This window comes from Bacillus sp. z14 (2026) (assembly GCF_058313575.1).
This window is the reverse complement of the sequence record NZ_JBZFQK010000002.1, coordinates 516,237-529,869: the sequence shown is the minus strand read 5'-3', so window position 1 is coordinate 529,869 and position 13,633 is coordinate 516,237. Positions and strand designations below refer to the sequence as shown.

Annotated in this window: 10 protein-coding genes; 2 read left to right on the top strand and 8 right to left on the bottom strand. The window is 38.3% G+C overall.

Annotated features, from left to right (window positions below; genetic code table 11):
• Nucleotides 1–5: 5 nt before the first annotated feature.
• From AC4G3O_RS08610 to cyoE, 4 genes are all read right to left on the bottom strand, one after another.
• Nucleotides 6–638 (bottom strand): cytochrome (ubi)quinol oxidase subunit III, encoded by a 633-nt coding sequence (locus AC4G3O_RS08610; protein WP_066100784.1) that lies wholly within the window; start codon nucleotides 636–638, stop codon nucleotides 6–8.
• Nucleotides 638–2,518, bottom strand: a complete 1,881-nt coding sequence (gene ctaD / locus AC4G3O_RS08605) for a cytochrome c oxidase subunit I (RefSeq protein ID WP_066100787.1) — start codon at nucleotides 2,516–2,518, stop codon at nucleotides 638–640. The genes AC4G3O_RS08610 and ctaD overlap by 1 nt, the downstream gene beginning before the upstream one ends.
• A gap of 33 nt (nucleotides 2,519–2,551) precedes the next feature.
• Nucleotides 2,552–3,619 carry a cytochrome c oxidase subunit II gene (gene coxB, locus AC4G3O_RS08600; RefSeq protein ID WP_491136066.1) on the bottom strand — a complete coding sequence of 356 codons (1,068 nt, stop codon included), beginning with the start codon at nucleotides 3,617–3,619 and terminating at the stop codon, nucleotides 2,552–2,554.
• A gap of 90 nt (nucleotides 3,620–3,709) precedes the next feature.
• Nucleotides 3,710–4,672 (bottom strand): heme o synthase, encoded by a 963-nt coding sequence (gene cyoE, locus AC4G3O_RS08595; protein ID WP_491136065.1) that lies wholly within the window; start codon nucleotides 4,670–4,672, stop codon nucleotides 3,710–3,712.
• A 510-nt stretch (nucleotides 4,673–5,182) separates the two neighbouring features.
• On the opposite strand from cyoE, the gene AC4G3O_RS08590 reads away from it, so the two are divergent.
• Nucleotides 5,183–6,127: a COX15/CtaA family protein gene (locus AC4G3O_RS08590; RefSeq protein WP_066100791.1), complete on the top strand. Its 945-nt coding sequence runs from the start codon at nucleotides 5,183–5,185 to the stop codon at nucleotides 6,125–6,127.
• Nucleotides 6,128–6,242: 115 nt separating this feature from the next.
• Here the strand turns inward: AC4G3O_RS08590 and pyc are convergent, their stop codons facing one another.
• The 3 genes from pyc to AC4G3O_RS08575 form a co-directional block, all read right to left on the bottom strand.
• A complete protein-coding gene (gene pyc, locus AC4G3O_RS08585; RefSeq protein ID WP_066100794.1) occupies nucleotides 6,243–9,680 on the bottom strand; it encodes a pyruvate carboxylase in 3,438 nt (1,145 codons plus the stop codon).
• A gap of 101 nt (nucleotides 9,681–9,781) precedes the next feature.
• Nucleotides 9,782–10,969 carry an FtsW/RodA/SpoVE family cell cycle protein gene (locus AC4G3O_RS08580; RefSeq protein ID WP_066100800.1) on the bottom strand — a complete coding sequence of 396 codons (1,188 nt, stop codon included), beginning with the start codon at nucleotides 10,967–10,969 and terminating at the stop codon, nucleotides 9,782–9,784.
• 112 nt (nucleotides 10,970–11,081) lie between these two features.
• Nucleotides 11,082–11,378 (bottom strand): Fpa/YlaN family protein, encoded by a 297-nt coding sequence (locus AC4G3O_RS08575; RefSeq protein WP_373925453.1) that lies wholly within the window; start codon nucleotides 11,376–11,378, stop codon nucleotides 11,082–11,084.
• Nucleotides 11,379–11,553: 175 nt separating this feature from the next.
• On the opposite strand from AC4G3O_RS08575, the gene AC4G3O_RS08570 reads away from it, so the two are divergent.
• Entirely contained in the window at nucleotides 11,554–12,057 is a 504-nt protein-coding gene (locus tag AC4G3O_RS08570; RefSeq protein ID WP_148629532.1) for a peptidyl-prolyl cis-trans isomerase, read from the top strand.
• 133 nt (nucleotides 12,058–12,190) lie between these two features.
• Here the strand turns inward: AC4G3O_RS08570 and AC4G3O_RS08565 are convergent, their stop codons facing one another.
• Nucleotides 12,191–13,522 carry a PhoH family protein gene (locus AC4G3O_RS08565; protein ID WP_175354235.1) on the bottom strand — a complete coding sequence of 444 codons (1,332 nt, stop codon included), beginning with the start codon at nucleotides 13,520–13,522 and terminating at the stop codon, nucleotides 12,191–12,193.
• Between the last annotated feature and the right edge of the window lie 111 nt (nucleotides 13,523–13,633).

Sequence of the window (13,633 nt, the reverse complement as noted above, 5' to 3'; positions counted from 1 at the left end):
TATCATCACCCCACCATTCCCATTAAGTAAACGACTGTAAAAATGAATACCCATACAACGTCGATAAAATGCCAGTATAGGCTCGCAACATAAAATTTCGGAGCATTATACAGATTTAAGCCACGTTTCGAATTACGGAGCATTAACGTAATAATCCACAATAGTCCAAAGGTTACATGGGCACCATGGAAGCCGACTAATGTGTAGAAGGCGGATCCAAATGCAGAACCTGTAAATGTGTGATGATATTCATGCACATAATGATTAAATTCATAGATTTCTAAGCCCAGGAAAGCAGCCCCTAATAAAACAGTGATTAACAGCCAAAACTGCATTTGTTTAAAATCGTAGTTTCTCATATGATACATCGCATAAACACTTGTTAATGAGCTGGTTAACAGCAGCATAGTAGCAATAAACGCCAGCGGCATATCAAATAAATCTTTGGCTAGAGTCATTTCCTTATTAGGCGGTACACTATCTTTCAGAGCTAAGTATGTTGCAAATAATGAAGCAAAAAGCACTGTCTCTGCAGCGAGGAAAAGCCAAAAACCTAAAAATTTATGCTTTCCGTCATCTGTATGTTTCTCAGGGTGAGATGGCCATGTTTCTGGTGTGAATTTTTGCCCTGCATTCATTACACCTCAACCCCCTTATCACTTTTAGCATTAGAAGATACCAAATCTTCTTTATGGATATGATACCCATGATCATCTTTAACGGAACGGATGAGCATAGCTATAAAGGTAATCAACAAACCAATCACCATTACCGGGACTGTCCATTCTTTATCCGTTGCATTATAAAGTGCTCCAAATGCAGCAACAAACAATCCAAAAGAAATAATAACAGGAAGAATTGAATTGTTAGGCATATGGATATCACCAAGAGGTTCAGCCGGTGTCATCGCATTTCTACCTTCCATTTTTTCAAGCCACCATGCATCATATCCTCTTACTAATGGTAATCTTTCAAAGTTGTATTCAGGAGCCGGTGAAGAAATTGCCCACTCAAGTGTACGTCCATCTTGCCATGGGTCATTACCGACTTTAACATTTTTAACTGAAGTAACTACGATATTAACCAATAATATAATGACTGCTACAGCCATCATGAATGCACCGACAGTAGATATTAAGTTGCCATTATCCCATCCCTGTCCGTCCAAATAAGTGAAAACACGTCTAGGCATTCCCATTAATCCAAGGAAATGTTGAACAAAGAATGTTAAATGGAATCCGATTAGGAATAACCAGAATGTGATTTTACCCATGAATTCATTCAATACTGTACCAAATATTTTTGGCCAGTAAAAATGTGTACCTGCCAACAAGGCCAGAACTACTCCTCCGACGATAACATAGTGGAAATGGGCAACAACGAAATAGCTATCATGATACTGATAGTCAGCCGGAGCTGCGGCATTCATAATTCCCGTTACTCCACCCATTACAAAAGATGGAATAAATGCAACGGCGTATAACATAGGAGTCGTAAACGTAATCTGACCACCCCACATCGTGAAAATCCAGTTGAAGATCTTTATACCAGTCGGAACAGCTATCGCCATTGTTGCTACTGCGAATATCGCATTTGCGACTGGCCCAAGACCAACCGTAAACATATGGTGAGCCCATACCATGAATCCTAGGAAACCGATTAAAATAGTTGCAAAGACCATAGATGAGTATCCAAATAATCTCTTTCTCGAGAATGTTGGAATAATTTCAGAGAATATTCCGAATGCCGGAAGAACCAAAATATATACTTCCGGATGTCCAAAGATCCAGAATAAATGTTCCCAAATAATTGTATTTCCACCCAAAGCCGTTACAAAGAAACTGGAACCAAACATACGGTCAAACATCATTAGTGTCAAACCAACTGTAAGCGGCGGGAAAGCAAATAGAATTAAGGCAGATGCCACAAATGTTGTCCACGTGAAAAGCGGCATACGCATAAACGTCATTCCAGGTGCTCTCATATTAATAATCGTGGCCAGGAAGTTAATTCCCCCTATTAACGAGCCCATACCTGATATCTGAAGTCCAAGTATGTAAAAATCTATACCGTGACCTTCAGAAGCCAACGATAGAGTTGCATAAGATGTCCATCCGGCATCAGGCGCTCCGCCCATAAACCAGGATAAGTTTAAAAAGACTCCTCCAAAGAAAAACAACCAAAAACCTAATGAATTTAAAAATGGAAATGCTACGTCTCTAGCCCCGATTTGCAGCGGCATAATCGCATTCATAAATCCAAGCAATAAAGGCATGGCGGCAAGGAAAATCATGGTTGTTCCATGCATGGTAATAATTTGGTTAAACATTCCACCACTGATAAAATCATTTTCTGGCTTTACAAGCTGAATTCGTATAAACATTGCCTCAAGCCCACCCAGCAAGAAGAAAAATCCACCTGCAAAGATATAGAGCTTGGCAATTTTCTTATGGTCAACAGTCGTTAAATAATCCCAAATGACACTAAGAAACCCCTTTTTTTGAGCAATAGTACTCACGTTTTAACCTCCCCTTTGAAAACTAGCAAACTCTTATTTTTGCGATAAGGTTTCCAGGTACTTAGTAAGCGCATCGATTTGTGAATCAGAAAGCTCTCCGTAAGTGTCAGTCATTTTGTTTCCTTCTTTAACTGACTCCGGATCCTTAAGCCACTTCTTCACATTTTCTTCATTATTTTCCAAATAACCCGCTACTACTTCACGATCAGCAAAATTTGATAGATTAGGTGCTAATCGAGCCTGCTCCGGTCGCTGATCATTGGAATCGATCGCATGACATCCGATACAGCTTTTATTGAAAATTTCCTGGCCTTCACTTGCTGTTGCATCAGTAAGTTTTACTTCCGTGTGCTTTGTTTCTTTCATGCTGGCTACCCATTGGTCAAATTCATCCCTTGGCAAAGCTTTCACTTTGAAATCCATTAATGCATGGGAAGCCCCACATAATTCAGCACATTTTCCATAAAAAATCCTGCCGGCTTCTTCACTTTTTCCATCATCAAACTCAAGCCAGAAGCTATTTTCTCCCTCTGTGTTCGTATCAAGCTTACCCCCAGCTGAAGGAATCCAGAAGGAATGCTTTACATCTGACGCTGTTAAATTAAAGTAAACCTTTTCATCAGTTGGAACAACAAGTTCTTGTCCTGTCATGATACCTTCGCCAGGATATTCAAACTCCCACCAGTAATAATTAGCCCTTACATTTACAGTTAAGGCTGTAGGATTCCCATCCTTATCCTTTTCATCCTTGGCAGATACATCTGCAAAATCAAATGTATAATAAATCGTTGGAACTGCAAGGATGATTAATAAAACAATCGGGATAACCGTCCAAAGTATTTCTAATTTGTGGTTACCCTCAATTTGCTTAGGGATTGAATTATCTCCCTTTTTACGACGAAATTTTAAAATTGCAAGTACAAAAAGAATAACAACAACAATGATTACCAATACCATAATGGCAGTACTGAGTATCATTAAATCATACTGTTTCTTCGCTACCTCACCTGCTGGATCCAATGCTGATAGATACGGCTTTCCACAACCCGAAAGTATTAGCATCAAAACAGCAATTAAGGATGCAATGCGCCATTTTTTCATAGCAAATAATTACCCCTCTTTCGTAAAAAATTTCTTCTTTCCAAAGGAACATCTTATATATTGAATTTCTTTAAGAAAGAACCCCCAATGTTAAAAACGATTAATTAAAGAAACAATGACCATTGCCACAAAAGAAATAGTCATATAGTTTAATGAATAAATGAACATCTTATTGGCCCACTTTAAATCTTCTTCTTTGGAAAACTCCTTTTTTAATGAGAATCCCTTTAAAGTTAATATAAGCCAACCTATATTTAAAATTGTTGCCAGAACTACAAAAGAAACCCCGATTGGTTTCAGTATAAATGGAATTGGAAACAATAAAGCTACCCATATAAGCATATGAATCTTAGTTTCTTTAAATCCTTTTACTACAGGCAGCATAGGAATTCCAGCCGCTCTGTATTCCTCCGTCCGCTTCATAGCCAATGCGTAGAAATGTGGAGGCTGCCACACAAACATTAATAGAAATAATCCCCAGGCAATGGGATGTAATCCTGGGTCAACGGCGGCCCACCCAATTAGTGGCGGTATAGCACCAGAAAAACTGCCGATAACAGTATTTGAGACAAACCGTCTTTTTGACCACATTGTATACAGCAATACATAGGCCAATACCCCAAGTAACCCCATAAAAGCTGCCATTGGAGTAGCCATTAATAGAATCAATAATCCAGTTACCACCAGTGCCAGGCCCATATACAACACTTTTATAGGGTTCACCTTCCCAGTAACTGTCGGACGCTTCTTTGTACGAGACATAAACACGTCGATATCCCGGTCTATGTAATTGTTTAAGCTGCCAGCGCCCGCTATGATCATTGCTGACCCTATAACACCATATAGAACGAGATCAAGATTCCCAAGGAAACTCTGGTCAGTAAAATAAAGACCGAGCCAAATACCTGCAAAAACAGTGATTAAATTTGAATTGACGATGCCTACCTTTACTAATACCAAAAAGTCCTTAAATGCTGTACTGTTCATATCCTTCTCCACGTCTAGTCCCTTCTGGTTTTCATACGAGGTCTGCGATGCCGGTTTAGGTTTCATGCTGTTACCTCCTATCTGAATAGTAGATTTCCAAACTTTTAGTTTCAAGCGATATATTCACAAATTATAACAGTGATATTTATATAGAAAAATTTGCCTAATATATATTTAAACACAGATTACACTTCTATTGTGAAAATAATTTGTCCATTTTTTGTCATAAGTGTGACCTAATCATTATATAGTGGTAATTTTATCCTGTAAATATATTTTTGTAACATTGAAAGTATGAAAACCTTATTTAACCAATTAAATCCCCTCTCTATTTCTAACAAACTCTTCTTTAAGTTTCAACTATAAACAATTACATGAATTTTCAATTATCACTAAATAAATAATTTCTTTGACTATTTAGAAACTTTTCTTTGTAATTATTGTAAAAATTATTTATGATATGTTAGTAATGATTATCAAACTTTGTAATATTTACCTCATTATACGGTTCCAGTTATTAGGAAACAAATGTTTAAGCTTACTATTTTATAAAAACAAAGCAGGTGTTAGATTTACATGCAAAAATCTTTGAAATGGTTTGCCGTTATGACATCCTTTGTCATGCTTGTAATCTTAATCGGCGGTGCGCTCGTCACAAAAACAGATTCTGGTTTAGGATGTGGACGCTCCTGGCCGCTTTGCAACGGAGAATTGATTCCCACGGATATCACGCCCGCACTACTAATTGAATTCGCACACCGTCTTTTTACCGGCCTTGGATCCTTCATGGTAGTTGGATTAGCGATCTGGTCATGGAAAGCCATTGGACATATTAGAGAAACCAAATTTCTTGCTCTCCTATCTATTGCATTTCTAATCATTCAAGCATTGCTGGGAGCTGCCGCCGTCGTTTGGAGTCATTCTGATTTCGTGCTGGCTTTGCATTTTGGGATATCACTCATCTCTTTTGCCGCCGTTCTACTTTTAACTCTACTGATTTTTGAAGTTGATAAAAAGTTCGATGCGGAAAAGCTGATAATCCCGAGGAAAATGTCCATTCACATTATCGCTCTATTTATTTATTCCTATATTGTTATCTATACCGGTGCGCTGGTACGTCACGCAGAAGCAAGTCTCGTCTGTCCTGAGTGGCCCCTTTGTTTTAATGATGGTACTATAGTCCCTCATAATATGTATCAGTTTATTCAAATGGGGCATCGCGCTGCTGCAGGCCTCATCTTTATCTGGATTTTATATATTTTCGTCTATACTTGGCGCAATTATCGCCATATAAAAGTTTTATACTGGGGATGGACGCTCTCCCTTATTCTTGTCAGTTTACAGGTTATAGCAGGTGCTTTTATCATTTATACCCGTTTAAACTTGTATGTAGCCCTCTTACACGCCATATTGATTTCTTGTTTATTTGGAGTTTTTTCCTATTTTATCCTTCTTGTAACGAGATCACGGAAAAGCAAAGCTGCAGAAGCCTCGAATCCGTCTGTTAGGAAAACAAGCTGATTAGAATGTATAAAATCATCCTTTTGCATCACATTATACAAACTAGGGAAATAATCCAATACATAAAAAGGAACGTGAGTTAAAAACCCACGCTCCTTTTTATTGTGTTTTAGTTTTATTTATCAAGCACAATCAACAAATCGCCCGTCTGTATGGCTTCTCCATCATTAACATAAATCTCTTTGATGACTCCGTCAAATGGTGCCTGAACTGTTGTTTCCATTTTCATTGCCTCCGTTATGATTAAATGGTCTCCTTTTTTGACTTTTTGTCCATGAGACACTAATACCTTCATCACGGTTCCAGGCATTGTTGCACCAATATGGTTTGGATTGGAAACGTCCTGCTTTGGTTTCGACTGAATAAGAGTTTTAACACTTTCGTCCTTAACTACCACTTCTCGAGCCTGTCCATTGAGTTCAAAATAAACCATTCTTGTGCCATCTATACGTGGCTCACTAATTGAAATTAGTTTAATAATTAAGGTTTTTCCCTTTTCGATTTCCACTTCTATTTCCTCTCCAATGGAAAGTCCATAGTGGAACGTTGGTGTATCTAACTCTGTTATATTGCCATACTCACTATTCGAGTTCACATAATCAAGGAAGACTTTTGGATATAGTGCATAAGCGAGTGCATCAAACATCGTAACTGGACGTTTGATTTTCTCAAACAACTCTTCCTTTATCTTCACAAAATCCACGTCCTCAAGCAACTCACCTGGGCGAACTGTAATAGGAGATCTATTTTTTAGAATTACCTTTTGAAGTTCTTCAGGGAAACCGCCATATGGCTGTCCTAAATATCCGCTGAACAATTCAATAACTGAATCAGGGAAATCGATCAAATGGCCTTTCTCCAACACACTACTTTCTGTCAAATCATTTTGTACCATAAACAAAGCCATATCGCCTACTACCTTGGACGACGGTGTTACTTTGATAATATCACCAAACATCATACTTACTCGATGATACATTTCTTTTACTTCATCCCAGCGTTCACCTAAACCAACTGCTTTCGCTTGCTGCTGAAGGTTGGAGTATTGACCGCCTGGCATTTCATGTACATAGATTTCTGTATGGGGGGACTTCATTCCACTTTCAAAATCAGCATAGTAACTTCTGACCCCTTCCCAATACTCTGATAACTTTTCGACTGGCTTAATATCGAATTGCGGCTGCCTCTCATGACCCTCCAATGCATAATAAAGAGAATTTAAGCTTGGCTGTGAGGTAAGTCCAGCCATTGATCCAAGTGCCGTATCAACGATATCCACACCGGCATCAATCGCTCGTGCGTACTGATAGATACCATTCCCGCTCGTATCATGTGTATGAAGCTGGATCGGTATGTCAACTGCATCTTTTAACTCTGAAATCAGGCGGTAGGCTGCTTCCGGCTTCAATAAGCCTGCCATATCTTTAATAGCTAATAGATGTGCTCCCTGTGCCTCTAGCTCTTTAGCAAGATTTCTATAGTATTGCACATCATATTTTTGCCTGCTTAGGTCGAGTATATCACCTGTATAGCAAATCGCTGCCTCGGCAATTTTTCCTGATTGGCGAACATAATCAATTGTCTTCTCCATTCCCTTAACCCAGTTAAGGCTATCAAAAATTCGGAATACGTCTATTCCCGCATAGGCAGATTTTTCAACAAATTCCCGGATAACATTATCAGGATAATTCTTATAGCCAACTGCATTAGATGAGCGCAGGAGCATCTGGAATAATACATTAGGGATTTCCTGTCTAAGTAATAATAATCTTTCCCATGGATCTTCCTTTAAGAACCGGTAGGCTACATCAAATGTTGCCCCGCCCCACATTTCAAGTGAAAACAGATTCGGCATAAGCTTTGAGGTTGGTGCAGCAATCTCTTGTAAATCCTTCGTTCTCACTCTGGTAGCTAAAAGTGATTGGTGTGCATCCCTGAATGTAGTATCTGTGATTAACACATTTTTTTGTTCTTTAACCCATTGAGCCAGCCCCTCTGGTCCCAGTTTATCTAATAATTGCTTGGTACCTGTCTGAGATGCTAAGTAATCGTGAGTTTGGGGAACTTTTGGTTTTTCGAAAACCGGTTTCTCCTTAACACCTATGCCCGGAAAACCATTGACAGTCACATTAGCGATATAATTCAGCATTTTGGTTCCACGATCTTGTCGGTTAGAGAAAACAAAAAGCTCAGGTGTTGTATCGATGAATGATGTATCGTATTCTCCTGCAATAAATTTTTTATGCTTTACCACATTTTCAAGGAAAGGAATATTTGTTTTAATTCCTCTGACACGGAATTCTCTTAAATTACGCAGCATTTTTATAGCTGCCTGATCGAATCTGGTAGCATGAGTGGATACTTTAACAAGCAAGGAATCATAATATGGTGTAATAACCGATCCATGAAAAGCATTTCCAGCATCCAGACGAACACCAAAACCGCCGCTAGAACGATAAGCTGCAATTCGGCCTGTATCCGGCATAAAATTATTTAAGGGATCTTCCGTCGTCACCCTTGCCTGAATGGCATACCCATTGATATGTATATTGTCTTGTTTAGGTATGTTTAATGAAGTACCGTGTAAACTGTGTCCCTCAGCAATCTTGATTTGAGATTGAACAATATCAATGCCCGTAATCATCTCAGTGATTGTATGCTCAACCTGGACACGAGGGTTTACCTCGATAAAGAAAAATTCATCTCCAGAAACAAGGAATTCTACCGTACCCGCATTTACATATTCTACATTCTTCATTAATTGAACTGCAGCGTCACATATCCTTTCTCGTAAGGAATCGGTAAGTGACACACATGGAGCTACCTCGACTACTTTTTGGTGACGGCGTTGCACAGAGCAGTCCCTTTCATACAAATGGACAATATTTCCGCTTTGATCACCCAGTATTTGAACTTCAATATGCTTGGGATTCTCAATAAATTTTTCTACGTAAACTTCATCATTGCCAAAAGCAGCTTTTGCCTCTGATTTTGCCCGGTTATAGGCTTCTTCTACTTCCTCTGGGTTACGAACAATGCGCATACCCCTTCCGCCGCCGCCGAGAGAAGCTTTTATAATAATCGGGTAACCATTGATTTCTCCAAACTTCGTAACTTCTTCCAAACCAGAAACTGGTCCTTCACTTCCTGGAATAATAGGAATACCTGCCATTTTCGCTTGCTCTTTTGCCTTTACTTTATCTCCAAACATATCGAGATGATTTGTTTTAGGACCAATAAAAATAAGTCCCTCTTCTTCACATCGTTTTGCAAATTCGATATTTTCAGAGAGCAAACCATATCCAGGATGTATAGCATCTACATCACTCATCTTAGCAATCTCAATAATTCCTTCAATATCAAGATAGGCATCAATCGGCTTTTTACCGGCACCAACTAAATAGGCTTCGTCTGCTTTATATCGATGATAGGATTTGTAATCCTCTTTTGAATAAATAGCAACAGTTTTAATATCCAATTCATTGCAAGCTCGAAAAATACGGATAGCAATTTCTCCACGGTTGGCAGCCAATACTTTTTTAATTTTTCTCATCCTGAGCACCTCACAGCTTCCTGAAAATTATGACAATATAGTAATTTTTTAGTAAAAATAATGAGTAAGAAGATTATTCTTACTCATTATTTTAAGCCAGCTTATCCCTGGAGTGTCTCCCCTTTTTCAACTGGTTCTTTTTTGTAGGCTGCATCATATCTCGTCATCATAGAGACATTGACCAGTAATCCGACAGATATCAAAAGAATAATTAAGGAAGAACCACCATAGCTGATAAATGGTAAAGTAACCCCAGTAATCGGTATTAGTCCAGCTACTCCACCTAAGTTAACCATAGCTTGAATTCCAATCATACTGGAAATACCTACTGCTAGCATACTCCCAAATGGATCATTCGATTTTATCGCGGTATGAATCCCTTTTAATACAATCGTAGCCAAGCATATAATAACAAATCCTACCCCAATAAGTCCTAACTCTTCAGAAATCACAGACATTATAAAGTCAGTGTGCGGTTCAGGCAGATAACCATATTTCTGCGTGCTTTGTCCAAATCCCACACCGGTAATGCCACCATTGCCAATTGCCACATAAGAATTGACCAACTGATATCCTTCATACTTCTCACTGGAAAACGGGTCTAAAAATCCTACGAAACGTTCAAGCCTTTTTGGAGTAAAGATCTTGTCTTTAAAAAGAAAAATGATTGGTGTCGCAACAAGGATAGCTCCGAACAAAATCGATAGCAGTTTACCTAAACTCTTAAAATTCATACCAGAGCATAAGATAATAGTACAAGAACTCATAAAAAGAATGAATGCCGTCCCGATATCCGGCTGCAAAACGATCAATAAACAGATAACTAACAAGAATAATAGTGGTGGTACTACACCCTTATTAAAGACATTGATATATTTTTGTTTATTCGAATAGACTGCGGATAAGTATATAATCATACCTAACTTAATAAACTCTGATGGCTGCAAACTCCCTAACGCTCCAAGCTTAAACCAGCTCTCCGCATTTCCGGCGGTGTGGCCAATAAAATTTAAAGCAACGAGAGAGATAATCGAGCCTAGTACGATGATCACCAAAAACTTTTTATTTTTAAAAACCGGATAAGGTATAGCAGCTACAATGAAAAACAGGATAAACCCGATGATTAAATGCCTAAATTGTTTTATGTAGAAAAAATCGCTCGGAAGTCCAAATCTTGACACAGCCGTTACCATACTGGCGCTATAGACCATTACAAGACCAAAAATACTTATAGCGATAATGACAGCGATGAGGGTAAAATCATACGATTTTAAAATACGTTTTATCATATAGGTCTCCTTGAATAAATTTCATTTTAAAAAATATGCTTGTTTAAAAATTATATAAAGAAAAACAAAAAAACTCAAACAACATCGGCATCGTTTGAGTTTCGACTGCTACTTATTTTCTTAAGGAAGCATCATGAAGAGCAGAAAGTTCTTGTTCAAGGAATCCCAATAGCTCTTTACCGTCTTTCTCTTCTATTAATCCTAATCGAACGGCAAAGTCAATTTCTCTGGAGAGACCAAACATTTGGGTATCTAAAACTTCTTCATATAACGGACACTGAGGCATAGTCAAATTGTCCATTTGCACCTTTATTAGTTTAAATATTTTATCAGCGTCAGCCTTTAACAATGCGTAGGCCTTTTCTTGATGATTGACAAGGATATCAGATGTCAATGTGCAACCCCCCATTATGGCCCAATGAACCAATCTATTATAAAATTCTACCCTTAAAATCGTAAAATTGCAAGAAAAGGTAATGTCAAGGAGTTTAGTTTTTTCTAAAAAAAGATAACCTTCGTGCAGCGAATTACTGTACATACTCATTCAGCAGCTATAAGATTAAAATTGGAAAGGAGAGTCAATTATGAAAGATATTCTACAAATAAAAGGGAATGTAAAATTCCCGATATATCTCGACCCTGGCACTTGGATATTTGATGACAGGAAATTCGATCTTGATGCTTGGCATCCAGAAAACAATCAGAAAGAAAATCCTGAACAGGAGACCTATTTAAAACAGGTATCATCACAATGGGATAAAGAGATCATTGAAGGGGCATCCCCACCGCCAAGTAAACCTGTAATAAAAACGAAGAAACAGCAGCTTACTGAAAACAGTTTCGGGATTGTATTAAAGCCTTTTTTCTTGAACACTGAACCTGAAAGTACTTCTGCAGCTGTTATTGTACATACAGAAAATGCTAATTTCACATTCTCTTTTGAGGAAGCGCTTCAACTTGTTGCTGGCTTTTCTATTAAAGGGCGACCAATCAAAGCGGATGAGGGTGGACCCATTCATATTTACCACGGTGATGGCTCCAACAGGCAAGCACCCATTAAAAACGTAACAGGTTTTACAATTCAATAAAGAGTTCAGGAGCCGTATAGACGCTATATGGCCCCTGATAACTACAAGCTACTAATACACAAACACTCTAAATGATTTGGAGCAGGAAGTACACTGACCCATTCCTGTTAGGATAATTAGATAGAAGATTCACTCATAATAAATCTGCCGCTAATTGAGCTAATCCGGAACGTTCCCCCTTCACTAAATTCACATGGCCTGCAATGGCTTCATTCTTAAACTTTTCCAAAACATATGTCAGCCCATTGTTCCATTCATCCAAATAAGGATGATCAATTTGAGCAGGATCCCCCAGTAAAATAATCTTACTGCGCTCACCTACACGTGTCAGTATGGTTTTCACTTCATGTTTGGTAAGGTTCTGAGCTTCATCCATGATAATAAAGCTATCCGGTAAGCTGCGTCCTCTTATATATGTTAAGGCCTCCACCTCAATAGAATTTATACCAGCTAAAATAGAGTCCAATTCACCTGGCTTTTTTGTGTTAAATAAAAATTCAAGATTATCATAGATTGGCTGCATCCATGGACGCAGTTTTTCTTCTTTTTCACCAGGCAGGAAACCCAAATCTTTCCCCATTGGTACAATTGGCCTTGCTACAAGTAATTTATTATACTCCCCCAAATCCTCTGTTTGAAGCAAACCTGATGCGAGTGCTAAAAGTGTTTTCCCTGTACCTGCTTTTCCAGTTAATGTGACTAACTGGATATCACTTCTTAATAATAATTCGATTGCCATATGCTGCTGCACATTTCGCGGCTTTATACCCCAAACATGCTCCTGATTATATCGAAGCTTTTTTATTCTTTTTTCATGTCCGCTAATAATTCCTAAAGCAGAAAGCGAAGTTATTTCTGTGCATTTCATAATGACAAATTGATTTAAATGAATCCCCTCTGCTACATCAGCAGGAGCTGCTATCTCTCCCTTGGAATAGAATTCATTTATATCAGCTCGCGAAACAAATATCTCGATAAAGCCGGCGTACATCTGATCCTCATGGATAACTCGATCACTCAAAAAATCCTCTGCTAAAAGTCCCAGTACATCCGCTTTTACCCGCATTAGAATATCTTTACTTACTAATATTACGCTCCGCCCATTTTCTTTTGCCTGTTCTTCCAGCGATAAATTTTTGGCAATTGCCAATATACGATTATCATTTGTTTTTTCTGCAAAGTATTCTGCGACATTGTGGGGTGAGCGATGATTCATCTCTATTTTTAACACCCCACCATTCGACAATGGGATTTTATGATGAAGCTTACCTTTTGTACGCAGCTGATCAATAAGTCTTGAAACATAGCGGGCGTTTTTCCCTACTTCGTCCAAGTTTCGTTTTTTTGAATCCAGTTCCTCCAATACTACTGCCGGGATGATGACCTCGTTATCCTGGAATGAAAAAATAGACATTGGATCCTGCAATAATACATTCGTATCTAGAACATAAATTTTGCTCAAAATATATCCTCCTGTGTCATAATTTCATTACCTATCCAGAGCTTTACAACACGCTGATGACTTATTGAAATACAACATTTAATAAGCAAGAGTTGCATTTTTCACGTTTAATCA

Excerpts from the sequence above, each read along its gene's own strand:
- AC4G3O_RS08610 (WP_066100784.1), bottom strand. The coding sequence starts at position 638 with ATGAATGCAGGGCAAAAATTCACACCAGAAACATGGCCATCTCACCCT.
- coxB (WP_491136066.1), bottom strand. The coding sequence starts at position 3,619 with ATGAAAAAATGGCGCATTGCATCCTTAATTGCTGTTTTGATGCTAATA.
- cyoE (WP_491136065.1), bottom strand. The coding sequence starts at position 4,672 with ATGAAACCTAAACCGGCATCGCAGACCTCGTATGAAAACCAGAAGGGA.
- AC4G3O_RS08590 (WP_066100791.1), top strand. The coding sequence starts at position 5,183 with ATGCAAAAATCTTTGAAATGGTTTGCCGTTATGACATCCTTTGTCATG.
- pyc (WP_066100794.1), bottom strand. The coding sequence starts at position 9,680 with ATGAGAAAAATTAAAAAAGTATTGGCTGCCAACCGTGGAGAAATTGCT.
- AC4G3O_RS08580 (WP_066100800.1), bottom strand. The coding sequence starts at position 10,969 with ATGATAAAACGTATTTTAAAATCGTATGATTTTACCCTCATCGCTGTC.
- AC4G3O_RS08575 (WP_373925453.1), bottom strand. The coding sequence starts at position 11,378 with ATGGGGGGTTGCACATTGACATCTGATATCCTTGTCAATCATCAAGAA.
- AC4G3O_RS08570 (WP_148629532.1), top strand. The coding sequence starts at position 11,554 with ATGAAAGATATTCTACAAATAAAAGGGAATGTAAAATTCCCGATATAT.